Below are 17,354 nucleotides of genomic sequence, written 5' to 3'. Positions count from 1 at the left end.
ATTGGTCATTCCAAAGTCAGAAATTGTTCGTAAAGGTCGTTGAGGTGATGCACCAGCTCTTCACGCGCGTCAAAAAGTTTCGTCAATATGTCGTAATCCGTTGCCTGTTCCAGTTCTGATCCCAGCAGATGGAGCTCCTGCTCTGTCTGATTAATGGATTCTTCCAGTTGTCGTGAGCGTTGCATCGGAGAAATCGGAGTTGATCGTTTAGGCAGTTTTTTATTTGAAGGGATGTGTTCCGTTTCAGCCACAGGAGACTTTACAGCGTGCTTACTTACCGCATAGGCGTAGGGACCGTGATACAACGCCGGCGTTTGCTCAAGCCAAAGTGTTTTCGTAAACAGACGATTCAAGAAGTAGCGGTCATGTGAAACGGCGATCAACGTCCCTTCAAACGACTCAAGTGCCTCTTCGAGAGCGTCACGTGATTCGATATCGAGATGATTCGTCGGTTCATCGAGAATCAAGACGTTTAGTTCCGAGTGGACTAAAATTGCGAGCATCAGACGCATACGCTCGCCCCCGCTTAAAGCGCTCACAGGTAAAAAGACACGCGGACCGAAAAATAAAAACTGGGCGAGGTGTTTTCGGGCTGTCCCTTCATCGCTAGCGATACTTGACCGGAAGATATCAATCAAACGTTGATCGTCAGGAAAATCGATGTGTTGCGATAAATAGCCGATTTTCACCGAAGGCCCCCGCGAGATGAGACCGCTTGTCGGTTGGATCCGTCCTAACAACAGTTGCAACAGTGTCGTTTTTCCGCTGCCATTGGCGCCGACGATGGCCAGGCGATCTTTTGCGACGATTTCAACAGTTAAGGCGTGAAACAAAGGATTCTCGGTAAAGGAGACGCTGACATCTTCTAGTCGATAGACCATCCGGCTTGTTTTGCCTTGGGCATTAAAAACGACATCGGGCGTCACGGCTTCGAGTTGAGGACGTTTAATACGTTCGATCCGTTCAAGTGCCCGTTCCATCGATTTCGCTTTCCGAAACAGCTTTTCGCTCGGTGGAGAAGCTTCATTCGCCCACTGGCGAAGGCGGCGGATCGCATCCTTCATTTGCTTGATTTTTTTTTGTTGTTCTTGATAGGCATGGAATTGCTCGAGCAACAGCCGTTCTTTTTCCGTCATATAGTACGAATAGTTCCCCCGGTATAGTTGAATCTGACCATCTTCCAGTTCGGCAATGCTCGTTACGACCGTATCGAGAAATACACGATCGTGTGACACGATCAGAACGGCGCCGGCATAGCTCGATAAAAAGGATTCAAGCCATTCGACGGCTTCGAGATCAAGATGGTTCGTCGGCTCATCGAGAATCAACAAATCGGGTTCGGTTAACAGCATACGTCCGAGGCAGATTTTCGTTTGTTCGCCGCCGCTGAGCTGCTCGAACGACCGGTCGAGTAGAGGATGTAGTCGTAAACCGTTAATCATCCGGTCGACTTTGGATTCAAGCAGATAACCGCCTTGCCGCTCGAATGTTTCCGTCACCTTCGTGTACTGCTCAAGCAACGATTCGATTTGATCCGTGTTCGTTGTCATGGCTTGTTCGAGATCGTGTAGTGACTGGCGTAAGTCGAGCAAGGAGGCAAAAGCGGTCCATAGGACATCAAGTCCGGTCATGCCGGAATTGTAGACCGGTAACTGTTCCAAGTAACCGATCGATAGTCCGCTTTTTTGATAGATAGTCCCGGCATCGGGTGAATCAAGTCGTGCCATCAAACGCAGGAGAGTTGTTTTCCCGCTCCCGTTGCGTCCGATTAAACCGATCCGGTCGTTTGATTGGATAAAGAGGGAGACGTCCGTTAGAACGTCTTCGCCTCCGAATTGTTTTGTCAGGTGTTGCATGTCGCAGATCATCATAGGAAATGTCCTCTCTGACGCATCAAAAAAGGAGAGTGCAAACAGCACTCTCCTCGACTCGTGGAAGATGCGCTTTGCTTTATTTTTCAAGTATGGAGTTCTTCAAAAAAGGGCAGACTGATCCCTTAGAACGCCATTCCATGAAAAATTGCGCGCAACAGATAAAGTTGTTCCATCAACCAATGCTTACACGCAGCAAAACCCATGTCTTCCCACCACCTTTTCTCATTCGATGACTCTATTTTACCATTTCAACCGGAACGAAAGAACAGATTATTTAAATAAGCCGGCAATGGAGTTGAAAAATGCACTTAAGCCGTCAAACAGCTTTGCAAAAAATCCTTTTGTTTCTTCTGAGGTTGCAAAGGATTGAATGTTTTGCCCGGCATCCTTCAATCCATTTTCAATTTGTCCCCAGTTGAGGTCTGCTTGCTCCATTTGATTAAACAAACCGGTCAAGCGTTCCATCTGGGCATCGGACAGATTGATGTTGTTGTTTTGAATGACTTGGACGATGACATTCTCGATCTCGACTTTTGTTTCCGGTTTTTGTTTGGCGATTTCCGCTTTGATTTCGTTCATCAAGTCGGCGACTTTGTCCGTTCCGACCGTTTTCCCAACGTCCGACGTGACGGACAATTCTTGTTGGGCCAAATCTTTTCGTTCATCCGTCAGTTTGATCCCGGTTTCAGCCGACGTCTGATCGTAGGCTTTCATGATTCCGGTCAAAGCCGAAGTGCCGGTTACTTTATAAGGGGATGTGATGGTGATGTCGGCATCGGTTACGCCGGCCGTGACGAGGGCATTCAAGTACATGTCTTTCGTCACCCACGTGATATTTTCCGTTGCGACGGACAGACCGTCACCTTTTTCGGCTAACTCGATCTTGGCGGAGGAATACATGCCGCCGCCGCGCTGGGACTGGGGAATATTTTTCCCGAGATATTTTTCTTCGTCCGCAGACGTCGCGATAATCGGAGTGATGCCTTCCGGTGCATTCAGGCGGGACAAGACCCATGTTTTATCCTTTGCCCCAAGCGATTCGCCCAGTGTGATGATTGTTTTATCGACGACCTGCTCGGCAGATGCAACGGTTGGCAGTAATAGCGTCGTGGCAAGTAATGCCGAAGCGGTCCATGTGATGGTTTTATTCATAAAAAATTCCTCCGTTATTTAAGTATCAGGTACTAAGTTCAGTCTAATCGACCGGTGACAGAAGAGAATCGGTCTCAAGAACGAGCTGGCATCGACCTTCCGTCATGTACATTGTACAAAAAAATCGAGTGAAATGACGAGAATGGGTCAATTCCATATCAAATCATGATAAACTCAAAACAAATCAAATAACGACCACTAGGGGAGTCAGTAGGCTGACTGAGACGACGGAGACGTGCGGACCCTTTGAACCTGATTAAGTTTGGACTTACGGAGGGAAGTGGCGTGGCTGATCCTCTTTTTGTGATCGTTTCACGTCATACCTGACAAATGGTGTGGCGTTTTTTTGATTAACAAAGGGGGAAACAAGATGACATTCAGTGAAGAAATCCGGCAAGCGGCAAGACGGTATTGGGACAGCAGCTTTATCCATCCATTCGTAACCGGCATTGCGGACGGAACATTGCCGGAAGAAAAATTTCGTCATTATGTTTTGCAGGATGCCTATTACTTAAAACATTTCGCAAAAATTCAGGCACGGGCCGCTTCGAAAGCACAGGACTTCGCAACGATTGCCGAACTTGCGGAACATGCGACGTCGACCTATGCTGCAGAACTCAGTCTGCATCAATCGTTTTTTGAACCGCTCGGAATTTCAGACAAGGTACTGGCAGAGTTTGAACCGGCACCGACTGCATACGCGTATATTTCGCATATGCACCATGCGAGTGAAGGAACGCTTGGGGAGACGATCGCTGCGATTTTACCGTGTTACTGGCTTTATTATGAGATTGGACAACAGTTACAAGCCGCGACACCGGCTTCACCGATTTATCAGCAATGGATTGCGACATACAGTTCGGAATGGTTCGAGCGGGTGGTCTTTGAACAGATTGACCGGTTAAATGAGTTGGCAGAGAAGGCGGGTGAACATGAACGCGTCCGGATGAAACAACATTTCGTCAGAAGCTGTTATTACGAATTGATGTTTTGGCAGATGGGCTGGGCGGAAGAAACGTTTGAACGGCAGTATGAACAGACGATGGAAATGACATCATCCAAGTAAAGAAGGAAATACAAACACCGGATCCGCTTATCGTCGGATCCGGTGTTTGTTCTATAGAAAACATCAATCAACTGTGGTGTTCAATCAAATCGGCGAGACGTTGCTTCACGAGTGACGGATTGGTTAAGTCCTGATTCGATAATGAAAGTTTTGTCATCGTCTCGTCGGTTCCTGCCATTTCGCTGAACAGCGAACCGAGACTGTGGGCACGGCGGTCAATTTGGACGACGATGTCGATGCCGGAGCGGTCCTGTAATAAAATGACTTCGATTTCGTCCAGCTTGTGAGCGTAATGTGTCCCGCGGGCAGAATACTCGAGTTCCTGTGCAATCGGCAAATCTTTCCGGAAACGTCCCGGTAATTTTTCTGTATCGGCCTTTTTTAAGCGGAATCCAAGATCTTCCATTGCTTCGAGGATGACCGATTGATGGTCGTTCGCCTTGACGACGACCGCGTCATGGTCGGAAGGGTCGACGGCTTGCGCGATGTCGAGGCCGGTCTCAATCCATGATTTCGATTGGCTGACGGAGAGTGGTGTATTAAAGGGAACTTGGAGTGTAAACGGAATTTCCCGTTCAACGCCTGCTTCGATTGTAAACGGTGCTTCATTTAATGCAAAACGGTCGAGTGTGAACGTTGTAAATGACGTACTGTCCCCGACTTCTTGTTTGTACTGGGTATTAAAGGCGAGATAAATCCGGGCGATTTCCTGATCGACGTTACCGCCTTTAATATGAACGACTCCTTGAATCGTTCCACCTGGTTCACATTGATCGTGCTCGAGGCGTGTATCGACGGTGGCGGCACCGATGCCGATTTGCGAAAGAATTTTTTTGAACATGTTGTGTTCCTCCTTTAAATTAAGTATGACAGCCGAAAATAAAGCTGACTTGCTTGTCGAACGGGGACGAATTTGCTACAGTTTCGAAAGACCAAACAAAAAAGGACGGGACGATACGTGGAACTACACCAATTAAAAGACCTGCTCACTAAAAAACTGGAGGCGGCTTCACTCGTCCACGCGACGATCAGCGGTCCGCGCCAAAAATCAAACGATCTTCGTCGAATCAAGTTAAAGCCGATTCTACTTAAAGATACGTATGCAATCCAGTTAGAGTTTCAACATGAACGGATCATTAAGCATGAGAACTTAAGTATAGAAGAATTTATTTTACGAATGGACGAATATTTTAATGAATTTCGTCAATTTTTATTCCGTTTTGAGACGGAAGAAGTCCAGTTCCAGCTTTCGAAGAAAATGAAAGTTTCGCTGAAAACGACAGCCAAGGAACCGGTGAAGGCCGAACTGTCTCATAATCGAAAGAAAAGTCATCTGCTCGAAGACGGCGTGCCGGTCCCGTTTTTGATCCGTCTTGGTGTCATGACGGAAGACGGACAGGTCAAACGTCAAAAATACGATAAGTTTAAACAAATCAATCGTTTTCTTGAATTCGTCGAAGACAGCATTGCAGCGTTGCCGCAAGGGCGTACGTTACGGATTTTGGATTTCGGGTGCGGTAAATCGTATCTGACGTTTGCTCTTTATCATTACCTGAAGGTCGTCAAGGGCTTTGATTTAAATGTCACCGGTCTTGATCTTAAGAAAGAAGTCATTGAGGACTGCACCGTGATCGCTGCTGACTTAGGGTATGACGATTTATCATTCCGTGTCGGGGACGTCCATGATTACGACCAGGATACGGAAGTTGATTTAATGGTGACGCTGCATGCTTGTGACGTGGCGACGGATGTCGCACTTGCCCGTGCCGTTGATTGGAACGCATCAGTCATTCTCAGTGTCCCGTGTTGTCAGAAAGAATTGAACCGTCAATTGGATTGTTCACCGCTTGACGTCATGCTGCAACATGGATTGATTCAAGAAAAGTTTGCTTCACTCGCGACGGATTCCATCCGGGCAGAGTTATTGACACTGGTCGGATACGATACGCAATTGCTTGAGTTCATCGATTTGGAACATACGCCGAAAAACATCTTGATTCGGGCCTACAAGAATCCGAAGCAGCCAACGGAAGAAAAAATTGACCGGTATATCGCTTTCCGAGACCTGTTACACGCTAAACCGTATTTAGAACACGAATTGAGCGGCAGACTTGGACAGATTTCACCGAAACTCGTACAATAAAGAAGACAACGATTTAAAGGGGGAAATAAATACAATGGATTTCCAAATGTATTTTGAAGATGTCGTTCAAACGGCACGTAAAGAAGCAGCTGCGGCTGGTTTTGAAGAATTAACGACGGCCGAAAGCGTCGATGAGGCAATGAAGCGTGACGGTTTGACGCTCGTCCTCGTCAATTCGGTTTGTGGATGTGCCGGTGGCATCGCGCGTCCGGCTGCAGCTTATATCAACCGGATGGAAGGTGTAAAACCGGATCATTTCGTGACCGTATTTGCAGGACAAGACCGGGAAGCAACAGACCGGGCGCGTGAATACTTCGAAGGATATCCACCGTCATCACCATCATTCGCATTGATGCAAGATGGAAACATCCTCTCGATGGTCGAACGGTTTGACATCGAATCGTTTACTGCAGAAGAAGTCGTCGAAAAGTTAGAGTCATTGATTGAAATCTACGCGTAACAGTGAAAAAGAGGCCAACGTGAAAACGTTGGTCTTTTTTTGTTTGCACGGGAATAAAACAAAAATAAATGTAAGCGTTAACAAAAATGGTGTTGATCAAATAAAGCGAATAAATTCAGGTTTTATGCACTATTTTCATATTTTTATGCTTTACAATGAATAAATATTCGTATATTCTAAAAGCAATAAATCAGGTCGAACTTTTTAGTATTGAATTAGAAAAAAACATAAGTCATACTATTGTTAAAGTTCTGACAATTGAGCGTTGGAAGGGGAATTTATTGATGAAGAAATTAGCAGCAACGGCAATGGCAGGCATTCTAGCAGTCACGATGGCAGCATGTGGCGCTTCGGAGGAATCGACAGGCGATACGATAAAAAAGAACGATAAAGTATTGACGATGGGAACGTCAGCGGATTACTTCCCATTCGAGTATATCGATACAGCAAAAGGTGATGACATCGTCGGATTTGATGTGGCAATCGCCAAAGAAGTCACAAAAAATCTCGGATATGATTTGAAAATTGAGGACATGGAGTTCGGCAGTCTGCTTGGAGCGCTCAGTGCGGGACGTGTTGATTTCGTCATGGCAGGAATGACGCCGACCGACGAGCGGAAGAAAAACGCCGACTTCACGGATATTTATTTCCAGTCTAAAAACCTGGTCATGACGAAAGATAAAGCCATCACGTCAGATGACGAATTAAAAGGCAAGAAGCTAGGTGTCCAACTCGGATCGATCCAGGAAGCGTTGGCGAAGGACCGTTACAAAGACAGTGAAGCTGTTTCATTAAATAAAATTCCGGAAATCATTCAGGAGTTGAATACGGGCCGGATCGACGCCTTGATCATTGAAGACGCAGTGGCCGTCAAGTACATGGATCAGGACAAAGCATTAAAAACGTATGAAATCAAAGAAGACGGGCCAACCGGTTCGGCCGTCGCCTTCAAAAAAGGGGACAAAATGCGTGACGACTTCAACAAAGAGTTGAAGAAGATGATCGACAACGGCGACATCGATAAACTCGCGGAAGAATGGTTCCAAAAAGAAGCAAAATAAGAGTAGTGCATAGGGGTGGGGGTAACCTCATCCCTTTTGTGCGACGTTAGGAGATTGGTTATGATAGACTTTACAAAGATTCAAGATTCAATCCCATATATTCTGCAAGGAATTCCAGTTCTATTTCAAGTCGTCATCGTCGCCGCGATTGCCGGTATGTTAATCGGGATCGTCGTCGCAGCGCTGAAGATTACGAAAAATGGATTCGTTCGGTTCATTGGTCATGCCTATACGGCAGTTTTCCGCGGAACGCCGCTCATTTTACAACTGGCGATCATTCACTTTGGGTTACCGCAGTTGACAGGGTACGTGACGACCGGTTATCAATCGGCGGTCATTGCCTTTTCTCTGAACTCCGGTGCCTATATCTCTGAAATCATCCGGGCCGGGATTCAAGCCGTTGACCGCGGACAATGGGAAGCAGCAGACGCCCTTGGTATTCCTTACATGAAACAGTTACGATCAATCATCTTGCCGCAAGCGTTCAAAAACATCCTGCCGGCACTCATGAATGAATTGATCACATTAACAAAAGAATCGGCATTGGTCTCAACGGTCAGCGTACTTGACGTCATGCGCCGGGCGCAGGTCGTCGGAGGAGAAAAGGCCTTGTATTTTGAGCCGCTGTTGTTTGCGGGATTCATTTACTTCGTACTTGTCATGGGATTGTCCTTGATTGGTCAACAAGTCGAAAAAGCTATGAGAAAGAGTGGGTAATCAGATGGAACCTATGATTCAAGTGACTGATCTGTATAAGCAGTTCGGAAAATTAGAAGTCTTAAAAGGCATTACGACGACGGTCGGGCGGGGAGAAGTCGTTGCCGTCATCGGTCCGTCGGGATCCGGGAAATCAACGTTCTTACGATGCATCAATTTGTTGGAACAGCCGACAAGCGGCACGATTAACGTCGATGGGTTTGAACTGACGAAACCGAAAGCCAATATCGCGAAGGCCCGTCAAAACATCGGCATGGTGTTCCAACAGTTTAATCTGTTCCCGCATAAATCGGTCCTCGATAACTTGATTTATGCACCGATTAACGTGCTTGGTCTCTCGAAAGATGCAGCTGTCAAACGGGCGGAAGTCCTGCTCGAACGCGTCGGTTTGGCCGAAAAACGGGACAACTTCCCGAACCAGCTGTCGGGCGGTCAAAAACAACGGGTCGCGATTGCCCGAGCGCTCGCGATGGAACCGAACGTCATGCTGTTTGACGAACCGACATCAGCCCTTGACCCGGAAATGGTCAATGAAGTGCTTGACGTCATGAAACAACTCGCGGAAAGCGGAATGACAATGGTCATCGTTACGCACGAGATGGGCTTTGCAAAAGAAGTTGCAGATCGCGTCCTGTTCCTCGATGAAGGGATTTTGATGGAAGAAGGCAGCCCGGTTGAACTGTTTGATCATCCGAAAACCGATCGCGCTAAAAAATTCTTAGAAAAAGTGTTATGACGAAAAGCGCTGACTCGATTCAACGAGTCGGCGTTTTTTGAAAGGGTGATGTTACGTTGTATGAAGAAACCAAACAATTTGTCGAGAGATTCCATGCAAATGATTTTTCCGGTCATGATTTTGCCCACATCGAACGTGTCCGGACGATGGCGTTGCGGATTGCCGAAATCGAAGGGGGCGATGTTCAGATTATTGAACTCGCCGCCCTACTGCACGATGTAGCCGATAGTAAGCTCGGCGGAACGAGTGACAGCGTCGATCAGCATCTGCGGCCACTCGTATCGGAACAGGACCGCCTGCATATCCTCGACATCATCAACAGCTTGTCGTTTAAAGGGGGTAACCGTCCGCCGATGAAGACGATTGAAGGGAAGATTGTTCAGGATGCTGACCGGTTGGATGCGATTGGCGCCATCGGCATCGCCCGGACATTTCAATTTGCCGGTCAATTCGAGGAACCGATGTATGTACCGGGACTCGTTCCCCGCGAGCCGGGTGACCGGACGGGAAAGACGAGTGCCTTACACCATTTCGATGAAAAATTATTCCGCTTAAAAGAGTTGATGAACACGAAGACGGCGAAACACATCGCTGAAGATCGCCACCAGTACATGCTGGAATTCGTCGAACGGTTCAAACAGGAATGGGGAGGCCAGTAACTAGAACGAAACAGGGATCCGCTCCAAAAATGGACCGGATCCCTGTTTCGTTAACTTAAGATGACTGCTGTAATCAGACCAAGTGAAGCGAACAGACCGACGATCGCACCGCCCTCCTCATGGGCTTCCGGCATCATCGTCGAGGCGAGCATGGCAATGATGCCGCCGCTTGCAAAGGCACCGATTATCGCAAACTGCATATCCGGTAATTCCGCTAAAATCGAATAACCGGCAAGGGAAGCAAGTGCAGAAATCAACCAGACGATTCCCCACATTAAAAGAATTTTTTTCTTCGAGAAGCCGTCTTTTTGTAAGCCGGTCGTACTCGAGAGACCTTCCGGGATGTTACTGACGAAAATCGCTGCAACAAGAGCGGCGCTGACATTTCCGGATAACAGACTGGCACCGATCATGATCGATTCGGGAATCGCATCCAGAATCGTCCCGAAGAAGATGGCCGTTCCTGTACCTTCGTTACCGCCGGACGATCGTTTTCGTTTACTGGCACCACGGGAGGAAACGAACATGTCAAAACCGGTGAACACGAGTGAACCGACGATAAAGGACACACCGACCACCATCGTCGTGGATTTGTTTAAGGCTTCATCCAATAACTCAAACGTCGCCGCCCCGATTAAAATGCCCGTTCCAAACGACATCACATACCCGATCAACCGTTGTTTAAGAGGGATGAACAAACCGATCAAGGCACCGATGACGACAGCTCCTCCGGCGATTGCCCCCCACATAAAAGCGATTCCCATTTCTATATCCTCCTTACGCATTCAACTATCTGTATTACTATTTTCCTAAAAAAATGATTGATAAACATAGCTAAATGAAAAAAATAAGAAGGAAGAGACTGAAAAAAATTGAAAAGTCTCCCGTCGTGGAGACGGAAGACTGAGAAAAGCATCAGAACGGTTGTTTATTTAACCAATGTCCACCGTCGAGGGCGATACATTCCCCATTTAAGTAACTCGCTTGATCAGATAACATCCAGGTTGCCAGTCCGGCGATCTCTTCCGGTGTTCCGAATCGTCCGAGCGGGACGTTCCGTCGAATCCGTTCCGCATGTTCCGGTGACATGGCAAGTTTATCGGCTCCGCCGGTCCGTTCAATCGGACCGGGACTGATTGCATTGATGCGGGCTCCGTATTTGTATCCCCATTCGACAGCAAGTGTCCGTGTCAAATTCAGGACACCGGCTTTTGCCGCAGCACTCGGTGCGACACCGGCACCTGCCTGCCACGCGTATGAGGCAACGATATTCAAGATTTGTCCGCCCGATACGTTGTCTTCCTGCCAGCCTTTGACGAGGGCATGGGAACAGTTGAATGTCCCGTTCAAGACGATATCAATGACCGTTTTCCAGCCGTTTGGCGAAAGTTCGTCCGTCGGACAGATGAAGTTACCGGCGGCATTGTTGATGAGGGCTTCCAGTTGTCCAAACTGTTGCCGGGTTTGATTGACGGCAGCGATACAGGCATCTGGATTCCGGACGTCCATTTGTATGACACGGTGGTTTCCATCAATCGCTTGTAAATCCTGATCGGTTTGCTGCAACCGTTCGGCATTCCGACCGGTCACGACGACATTCCATCCGGCCTCTTTTAAAGCGATCGCCATCGCTTTCCCCATTCCGCTCGTACCACCTGTGACAAGTACTGTTTTTGCCATTTCCAAAACCCCCTTATAAACTGAATGAATAGCCATTCAATATAAGTATTCAAAAAAGAAGGAGTAAACTCCTTCTTTTGAACAGAAATTATTCGACGGCTGCTGCCGTATTGGTCAAGACAGGAACAACTTGTTTTTTACGTGAGACGACACCTTCGAGATAAAGGAGATGGTTCGTCGCTTCAAGTCCGAAGGCCCGTTCGACAAGTGATGCTTCAGGTCCGAGGACGAGCGCGACCGAGTTGTTCGTCAGGATATCCGTAACGAGTAACATATATAAATCCAAATCTTTATCGGCAATCAGGGCTTCAATCCGCGTTTCGAGCTCTGCTTGACGAAGCAAGACTTCTGCCGTATCGACCGTGTTTGCTTGGGCAATCTCGACTTTGAATGGTCCCATCGAGAATTCTTTTGCATCAAGTGAGATCAGCTCATCGACGGTTTTCTTCGATAGATCAGCACCTGCTTTTAACATGTCGAGACCATAGACGTTGGCATCGACACCGGCAATCGTCGCCAGTTCACGTGCGGCTAACACGTCTTGCTCCGTACATGTCGGCGACTTGAACAGTAACGAGTCGGAAACGATGGCTGACAACATCAGACCGGCGATTTCCGGTTTGATCGCAACACCGTGTTCTTTGTACATTTTGTTTAGGATGGTCGTCGTACAACCAACCGGTTCTGCCCGGTAATAAAGCGGATCAGACGTCTCGAAGTTGGCAATCCGGTGATGATCGATGACTTCCGTCACTTTGACGGCATCGATATCGTCGGCACTTTGTTGACGTTCATTGTGGTCAACGAGAATGACGTGTTGTGCTTCTTTTGATACTTCTGTCACGAGGCGGGGACGAGCGACTTTGAAATAGTCGAGTGCAAATTGTGTTTCTCCGTTAATTTCACCAAGACGAACGGCTTCAGCATGAACACCGAGCTCTTTTTTTAATTCGGCATAGGCGATCGCCGATGCAATCGTATCCGTGTCCGGATTTTTATGACCAAATACTAAAACTTTTTCCATGTGTATTCACTCCTAAATGATTGATGTCTCGCCCATTAGTGTACCATAAGTCGGTTTTAGACGGCGTTCATTTTCAAGAGGATTCCGGCGATTTTTTCGCTCCAGTACGGATCGGAGGCATAAAAAACGTTCATTCCGCGTGCCTTGTTTCCGAGAAACGGACCGCGGTAATATTTCCCGTCTTTAGAAAGATAGTCACGGGCGATGAAGCGACCCGTTTGACGGATCGAGTCTTCAAAGGAAGTATAGGCCGTCGCATTTTGACCGGGAGCGATATCCGTTGCATTGACTCCAAAGAGATTAAATTTATCTTTTGCGATGTCTGACCGTCCGTAATCGGATTCATGAATCGCATGGGCGAGCAGATAAGCCGCATTGATTCGATAGGTGCGTTCGACTTGCTTAAACGTCTTGCCCGTACCGATCAAAGGACTGTCGGGTGCATTTTTTTGAATGTAGGCATCGAGCTGCTTTGCTGTCAGGGCGGTCGGTTTCCGTAAATCCTGCGTCAACGTTTTGGACTCGACATACTGCATCGTTCGGTCGTCTAACGATGCCGGCGCTTCACCGGCCGTAATTAAACCGCCGAGACCGGCATCGGCGACGATATAATGCAAGAGACGCGCGCCACGTTTTTCATAATAGGACCGGTTACTGGATTGTTCGAGTGGATAAAGAGTCAACCGGTCCGAAGCGACATAACCGGTCAGACCGGCAATCTCGACCCGGCTGACCGAATCCGTATAGGCAAGTAAAGCAAGTCGACTGCCGGGCGCGACATACGTATGTCGTTTTTTCAACGCCCGGTCCGAATAAATATTTAAGGTCTGATTGGAATTGACGATTCCAATCCCGCTTCCGGTCAAATAGAGATACCGTTCATCGGACGTCCGTTTGATGGCGCCACGGCGTCCATTGATAAATGCTTTCGCTTCGGTGACGGAATCGAATTCTTCTTCCCGGATGACTTTCCCGTCCCGGTAGAGCTCCGCGACGTATGGGGAAGCCGGAGGAAGAATGGTCTGGGGTTTGTCCCGTAACAACAGGAACAATCCGCAACCGAGTAAGAAAAAAAAGACAAGCCCCTTGAAGGAGCCCGTTCGACGGACCGGGCGAGTGGGGCGAATCGTACGTTTGGTCAAAAAATCACGTCCTTCAAAAAAATCAATCGACAACCTGGGTAAAGAATAGGTAACCTAACAAAGAATGGGGGGAAGTCTGTGTTTATCGGATATCGAACGTTAAAGACCGCTGTCGCAGCGGCACTGGCGATGTGGATTGCGGAAACGATGCAACTGGATTACTACGTTTTTGCAGCCATCATCGCTATTTTGAGCATTCAGGCGACAAGAAAAAAATCATTCCGTTCGTCTTATGAACGGATTATGGCGTCGGTCCTCGCGATTGGACTTGGTTTCGTCATCTTCGAAGTCATCGGATACCGTCCGATTTCCATTGCACTCTATTTCATTATATTTCTTCCACTGACACAACGCCTCCGCCTACAGGACGGTTTTATCACAAGTGTCGTCATCCTGACCCATCTGTATGTCGCACGCCAATTGAACCTGAGCATCTTTTTAAACGAATTGTATTTGTTGCTGATTGGGGTCGGGGTCGGATTACTCGTTAATATGTACATGCCGAGTCTCGACCGGACGATTGCCGAGCGGCGACTGCAAATCGATCAACGGATTGCCGCCTTGTTCTTCGAAGTGGCCGCAGCGATCGAGACGGGGCGGATCAACCGGCATTCGTTGACGCTACATGAGACGGAACGGCTGTTGAAAGAGGGGAAGGATGCTTCCTTGAAACGGATGGGGAATGCCATCGGTCGGCGAAATGATGATGAAGACTATCGCTATTTCCGAATGCGGGAACAACAATTTGAACTGTTGAATGGAATCGTCCGTAACGTGGATGATTTGGTTCTCGTCGTAGACGAAGGCAAAAAAGTCGCCGACCTGTTCCGGACGATTGGTGACAATGTCCGCCCCGATGCCGACGCGACGTTATTTTTGATGGAACTCAAACGTCTACTCGAAGATTTTCGCGAGTCACCGTTACCGAAGACACGCGATGAGTTCGAAGTCCGGTCCGCACTACTGCACATGTTGCAGGAAGCGGAACAGTATTTGAAACTGAAACAACGATTCGTCGATCAGAAGAGGTAGAACATCGTCGACGCAAAAGTACCGAGTAAGAAAATTGCCAAGATCGTAATCGTGGTCCATTTGATGATCCGTTGTTGTTTTGATGGTTTTGCCATAATAAAACGACTCCTTTCCTAGAACGATTGATTATAGCCATTGTACAAACAACGCTTGCGAAGTGCAAATCTGCCTATAGATGGTATACTAAAAAAGCGCTAGTCGAACTGAAAAAATGAGGAGGAATGTAACATGGTGAATAAGCAACGTGTACTCGATACCTTTTTAGAATTGGTCCAGATTGACTCGGAATCAAAAGAGGAAGCACAAATCTGTGCCCACTTAAAAGAAACGTTTACGGCACTCGGGTGTGACGTATTCGAAGATGACGCTTCATCCAAAACCGAACATAAAGGAAACAACTTGATCATCACGCTTCCGGCAACAAAAGACGGAGTCGATAAAATTTATTTCACTTCCCATATGGATACTGTTTTTCCGGGACAAGGAATCAAACCGATCATCGAAGATGGATATGTCAAGACCGATGGAACAACGATTCTTGGGGCAGATGATAAAGCGGGACTCGCTTCATTAATCGAATTGGTCCATGTCTTAAACGAAACGAATCAACCGCACGGGAAAATTCAATTCGTCATCACGGTCGGCGAAGAGTCCGGTTTGGTGGGGGCGATGGTTTTGGATCCATCGAAGATTGATGCAGACTACGGTTTTGCTTTGGATTCAGACGGTAAAGTCGGCGATATCATTACGGCTGCGCCAACCCAAGCAAAAGTAAATGCAAAAATTTACGGCAAAACAGCGCATGCCGGTGTAGCACCTGAAAAAGGAATCTCGGCCATCACGATTGCAGCAAAAGCAATCGCTAAAATGCCGCTCGGCCGGATCGATGAAGAGACGACGGCGAATATCGGACGCTTCAGCGGTGGTGGACCATCGACCAATATCGTCTGTGACTACGTCGAAATCTTTGCGGAAGCACGCTCACTCGTTGCACCGAAAATGGAAGCCCAAACGGCGAAGATGAAAGCGGCGTTCGAAGACGTTGCTGCTGAATTCGGAGGACGTGCCGAAGTCGAAGTCAAAGTCATGTATCCTGGTTTCAAATTCGAAGACGGCGATCAAGTCGTCGAAGTGGCAAAAGCCGCGATTACACAACTCGGTCGGACACCACGTCTCCTGCATTCTGGTGGGGGATCAGATGCAAACGTGATTGCCGGTTTCGGTATCCCAACCGTCAACCTGGCTGTCGGTTATGAAGATATTCATACGACAAATGAAAAAATGCCGATTGAAGAACTTGTTAAAACGGCAGAATTATGCGTAACGTTAGTCGATTACATCACAAATAAATGATGACAGACTAAAAAGAGTGTACCGCGACATTGCGGTACACTCTTTGTTCGTTTACGATTAAGTTAATTGAGGACGTTCGAAAAATTCCATGGACTCGAGAATGAGCTCTTCGGTACATAGTAAGGTCGTTGCGATTTCTTGAAGTTGAATTGATCTTCCGTACTGTTGCCGATAGTTCTCGTTCAACAAGCGAGCGGCTTGTACGACACGTGCATAAGTCCGTTCGATTTTGGTCATGGAAAAACCACCTTTCGAATCAGTATATGCCCATCTTAGCATGCTTCGGACTGAGAAAGGTGTATTTTATGTATAAAAAATGCTAATTTTACGAAAAGGGGAAAAAGATGGAATTTTATTTTTTAGGGACCGGTGCAGGTATGCCGTCAAAACAACGAAATGTTTCTTCGATCGCGCTTTTGCATCCGAAAATGACGTGGCTGTTTGATTGCGGGGAAGCAACACAACACCAAATGTTGCATAGTCCGATTAAACCACGGAAGGTCAGTACAATTTTCATCACACATTTGCATGGTGATCATATTTTTGGTCTTCCCGGCTTCATCAGTACGCGGGCTGCACTGGAAGGAACGACGTTATTAACGATTTTCGGTCCGAAAGGAATCAAAGAATGGCTTGATGCGACACTGCGTATCACGGGTACGTACTTACGTTATCCGCTTGATATCATTGAGGTCGAAGCGGGTCAGACATACGAGCAGGAAGGGTTTCAAATTCACGTCGAAGCATTGGAACACCGCTTTTTGGCTTATGGTTACCGGATTGAAGGCCAGGAAGAAAAGGGTGCCTTACGCGTCGAAGCATTGAAACAGCTGGGTATTCCTTCAGGACCACTCTATCGACAAATCAAACAAGAAGAAACGTTTAGGTTTGAGGGAATCGAATACCGGTCGATTGATTTTCTCGGAGAACCAAAGCCTGGCATCAAGTTGGCGGTGTTAGGAGATACAGTGCCGTGTGACGGGAGTATACGTCTGGCGCAAGAAGTAGATGTCCTTGTCCATGAGGCGACTTTTGCTGATTCCGAACAAGATCATGCAGGACGCTTTGGTCATTCGACAGCAAGACAGGCTGCAGAGATCGCCTTGAAAGCACAGGCAAAAAAACTGTTGTTGACGCATATTTCTGCGCGGTATGTCGATCAGGAACAACGGTTGGAAGTGGAGGCGCGGGAAGTATTTGAAGAGTCATACCTCATGACGGATCATCAATCTGTCGTGATTAAGGGGTAAACAAT

General features: G+C 47.5%; 18 protein-coding genes and 1 riboswitch. Of the genes, 10 read left to right on the top strand and 8 right to left on the bottom strand.

The genetic code is table 11. The annotated features are described in order from the left end of the window. Positions 1 to 5 precede the first annotated feature (5 nt). Entirely contained in the window at positions 6 to 1,856 is a 1,851-nt protein-coding gene (gene abc-f, locus DVG79_RS08410) for a ribosomal protection-like ABC-F family protein (RefSeq protein ID WP_233494560.1), read from the bottom strand. A 288-nt stretch (positions 1,857 to 2,144) separates the two neighbouring features. Next, entirely contained in the window at positions 2,145 to 3,026 is an 882-nt protein-coding gene (locus tag DVG79_RS08405; RefSeq protein ID WP_114596318.1) for a DUF1002 domain-containing protein, read from the bottom strand. A 190-nt stretch (positions 3,027 to 3,216) separates the two neighbouring features. Continuing rightward, positions 3,217 to 3,322: riboswitch (TPP riboswitch) on the top strand. Positions 3,323 to 3,396: 74 nt separating this feature from the next. Between DVG79_RS08405 and tenA the strand changes: the two genes are divergently transcribed. Beyond that, positions 3,397 to 4,092, top strand: coding sequence for a thiaminase II (tenA, locus tag DVG79_RS08400; RefSeq protein ID WP_114596317.1), 696 nt, complete (start codon positions 3,397 to 3,399; stop codon positions 4,090 to 4,092). A gap of 67 nt (positions 4,093 to 4,159) precedes the next feature. Here the strand turns inward: tenA and DVG79_RS08395 are convergent, their stop codons facing one another. Next, positions 4,160 to 4,933, bottom strand: coding sequence for a sporulation protein (locus DVG79_RS08395; protein ID WP_114596316.1), 774 nt, complete (start codon positions 4,931 to 4,933; stop codon positions 4,160 to 4,162). A gap of 117 nt (positions 4,934 to 5,050) precedes the next feature. Here DVG79_RS08395 and DVG79_RS08390 point away from each other — a divergent pair, with 117 nt between their 5' ends. The 6 genes from DVG79_RS08390 to DVG79_RS08365 all read left to right on the top strand — a co-directional run bounded on the left by DVG79_RS08390 (position 5,051) and on the right by DVG79_RS08365 (position 9,868). After that, positions 5,051 to 6,235 (top strand): class I SAM-dependent methyltransferase, encoded by a 1,185-nt coding sequence (locus tag DVG79_RS08390; RefSeq protein WP_114596315.1) that lies wholly within the window; start codon positions 5,051 to 5,053, stop codon positions 6,233 to 6,235. Between the two features lie 34 nt (positions 6,236 to 6,269). Next, complete coding sequence (locus tag DVG79_RS08385) at positions 6,270 to 6,695, top strand: BrxA/BrxB family bacilliredoxin (protein ID WP_114596314.1); 426 nt, start codon at positions 6,270 to 6,272, stop codon at positions 6,693 to 6,695. Positions 6,696 to 6,979: 284 nt separating this feature from the next. Further along, the gene (locus tag DVG79_RS08380; protein WP_114596313.1) at positions 6,980 to 7,756 is read left to right on the top strand and encodes a transporter substrate-binding domain-containing protein; all 777 of its coding nucleotides are present in this window, start codon (positions 6,980 to 6,982) and stop codon (positions 7,754 to 7,756) included. A gap of 60 nt (positions 7,757 to 7,816) precedes the next feature. Beyond that, positions 7,817 to 8,473: an amino acid ABC transporter permease gene (locus DVG79_RS08375; RefSeq protein WP_114596312.1), complete on the top strand. Its 657-nt coding sequence runs from the start codon at positions 7,817 to 7,819 to the stop codon at positions 8,471 to 8,473. Positions 8,474 to 8,486: 13 nt separating this feature from the next. Beyond that, positions 8,487 to 9,209, top strand: coding sequence for an amino acid ABC transporter ATP-binding protein (locus tag DVG79_RS08370; protein WP_041261856.1), 723 nt, complete (start codon positions 8,487 to 8,489; stop codon positions 9,207 to 9,209). Between the two features lie 56 nt (positions 9,210 to 9,265). After that, positions 9,266 to 9,868: an HD domain-containing protein gene (locus DVG79_RS08365; RefSeq protein WP_114596311.1), complete on the top strand. Its 603-nt coding sequence runs from the start codon at positions 9,266 to 9,268 to the stop codon at positions 9,866 to 9,868. 50 nt (positions 9,869 to 9,918) lie between these two features. Here DVG79_RS08365 and DVG79_RS08360 read toward each other — a convergent pair whose 3' ends face one another. The 4 genes from DVG79_RS08360 to DVG79_RS08345 form a co-directional block, all read right to left on the bottom strand. Further along, positions 9,919 to 10,632: a ZIP family metal transporter gene (locus DVG79_RS08360; protein WP_114596310.1), complete on the bottom strand. Its 714-nt coding sequence runs from the start codon at positions 10,630 to 10,632 to the stop codon at positions 9,919 to 9,921. Between the two features lie 151 nt (positions 10,633 to 10,783). Beyond that, the gene (gene fadH, locus DVG79_RS08355) at positions 10,784 to 11,548 is read right to left on the bottom strand and encodes a 2,4-dienoyl-CoA reductase (RefSeq protein WP_114596309.1); all 765 of its coding nucleotides are present in this window, start codon (positions 11,546 to 11,548) and stop codon (positions 10,784 to 10,786) included. Positions 11,549 to 11,636: 88 nt separating this feature from the next. Beyond that, the gene (locus DVG79_RS08350; protein ID WP_114596308.1) at positions 11,637 to 12,572 is read right to left on the bottom strand and encodes a manganese-dependent inorganic pyrophosphatase; all 936 of its coding nucleotides are present in this window, start codon (positions 12,570 to 12,572) and stop codon (positions 11,637 to 11,639) included. A gap of 56 nt (positions 12,573 to 12,628) precedes the next feature. Beyond that, complete coding sequence (locus DVG79_RS08345; RefSeq protein ID WP_114596307.1) at positions 12,629 to 13,714, bottom strand: N-acetylglucosaminidase; 1,086 nt, start codon at positions 13,712 to 13,714, stop codon at positions 12,629 to 12,631. 78 nt (positions 13,715 to 13,792) lie between these two features. Here DVG79_RS08345 and DVG79_RS08340 point away from each other — a divergent pair, with 78 nt between their 5' ends. Then, on the top strand, positions 13,793 to 14,746 hold the full coding sequence (locus tag DVG79_RS08340) for an aromatic acid exporter family protein (protein WP_114596306.1): 954 nt from the start codon (positions 13,793 to 13,795) through the stop codon (positions 14,744 to 14,746). A 228-nt stretch (positions 14,747 to 14,974) separates the two neighbouring features. Further along, on the top strand, positions 14,975 to 16,099 hold the full coding sequence (locus DVG79_RS08335) for a M20/M25/M40 family metallo-hydrolase (protein WP_114596305.1): 1,125 nt from the start codon (positions 14,975 to 14,977) through the stop codon (positions 16,097 to 16,099). A gap of 57 nt (positions 16,100 to 16,156) precedes the next feature. Here the strand turns inward: DVG79_RS08335 and DVG79_RS08330 are convergent, their stop codons facing one another. Then, the gene (locus DVG79_RS08330) at positions 16,157 to 16,336 is read right to left on the bottom strand and encodes a hypothetical protein (RefSeq protein ID WP_114596304.1); all 180 of its coding nucleotides are present in this window, start codon (positions 16,334 to 16,336) and stop codon (positions 16,157 to 16,159) included. A gap of 107 nt (positions 16,337 to 16,443) precedes the next feature. Between DVG79_RS08330 and rnz the strand changes: the two genes are divergently transcribed. Beyond that, a complete protein-coding gene (gene rnz, locus DVG79_RS08325) occupies positions 16,444 to 17,349 on the top strand; it encodes a ribonuclease Z (protein ID WP_114596303.1) in 906 nt (301 codons plus the stop codon). Positions 17,350 to 17,354 lie beyond the last annotated feature (5 nt).

It is taken from the genome of Exiguobacterium sp. RIT594, from assembly GCF_003339585.1.
Taxonomy (GTDB): domain Bacteria; phylum Bacillota; class Bacilli; order Exiguobacteriales; family Exiguobacteriaceae; genus Exiguobacterium_A.
The sequence above is the reverse complement of the archived record's forward strand: the minus strand, read 5'-3'. Positions and strand labels throughout refer to the sequence as shown.

Excerpts from the sequence above, each read along its gene's own strand:
- DVG79_RS08370 (WP_041261856.1), top strand. The coding sequence starts at position 8,487 with ATGATTCAAGTGACTGATCTGTATAAGCAGTTCGGAAAATTAGAAGTC.
- fadH (WP_114596309.1), bottom strand. The coding sequence starts at position 11,548 with ATGGCAAAAACAGTACTTGTCACAGGTGGTACGAGCGGAATGGGGAAA.
- abc-f (WP_233494560.1), bottom strand. The coding sequence starts at position 1,856 with ATGCAACACCTGACAAAACAATTCGGAGGCGAAGACGTTCTAACGGAC.
- rnz (WP_114596303.1), top strand. The coding sequence starts at position 16,444 with ATGGAATTTTATTTTTTAGGGACCGGTGCAGGTATGCCGTCAAAACAA.
- DVG79_RS08350 (WP_114596308.1), bottom strand. The coding sequence starts at position 12,572 with ATGGAAAAAGTTTTAGTATTTGGTCATAAAAATCCGGACACGGATACG.
- DVG79_RS08395 (WP_114596316.1), bottom strand. The coding sequence starts at position 4,933 with ATGTTCAAAAAAATTCTTTCGCAAATCGGCATCGGTGCCGCCACCGTC.
- DVG79_RS08385 (WP_114596314.1), top strand. The coding sequence starts at position 6,270 with ATGGATTTCCAAATGTATTTTGAAGATGTCGTTCAAACGGCACGTAAA.
- DVG79_RS08375 (WP_114596312.1), top strand. The coding sequence starts at position 7,817 with ATGATAGACTTTACAAAGATTCAAGATTCAATCCCATATATTCTGCAA.
- tenA (WP_114596317.1), top strand. The coding sequence starts at position 3,397 with ATGACATTCAGTGAAGAAATCCGGCAAGCGGCAAGACGGTATTGGGAC.
- DVG79_RS08360 (WP_114596310.1), bottom strand. The coding sequence starts at position 10,632 with ATGGGAATCGCTTTTATGTGGGGGGCAATCGCCGGAGGAGCTGTCGTC.
- DVG79_RS08335 (WP_114596305.1), top strand. The coding sequence starts at position 14,975 with ATGGTGAATAAGCAACGTGTACTCGATACCTTTTTAGAATTGGTCCAG.
- DVG79_RS08380 (WP_114596313.1), top strand. The coding sequence starts at position 6,980 with ATGAAGAAATTAGCAGCAACGGCAATGGCAGGCATTCTAGCAGTCACG.
- DVG79_RS08405 (WP_114596318.1), bottom strand. The coding sequence starts at position 3,026 with ATGAATAAAACCATCACATGGACCGCTTCGGCATTACTTGCCACGACG.
- DVG79_RS08330 (WP_114596304.1), bottom strand. The coding sequence starts at position 16,336 with ATGACCAAAATCGAACGGACTTATGCACGTGTCGTACAAGCCGCTCGC.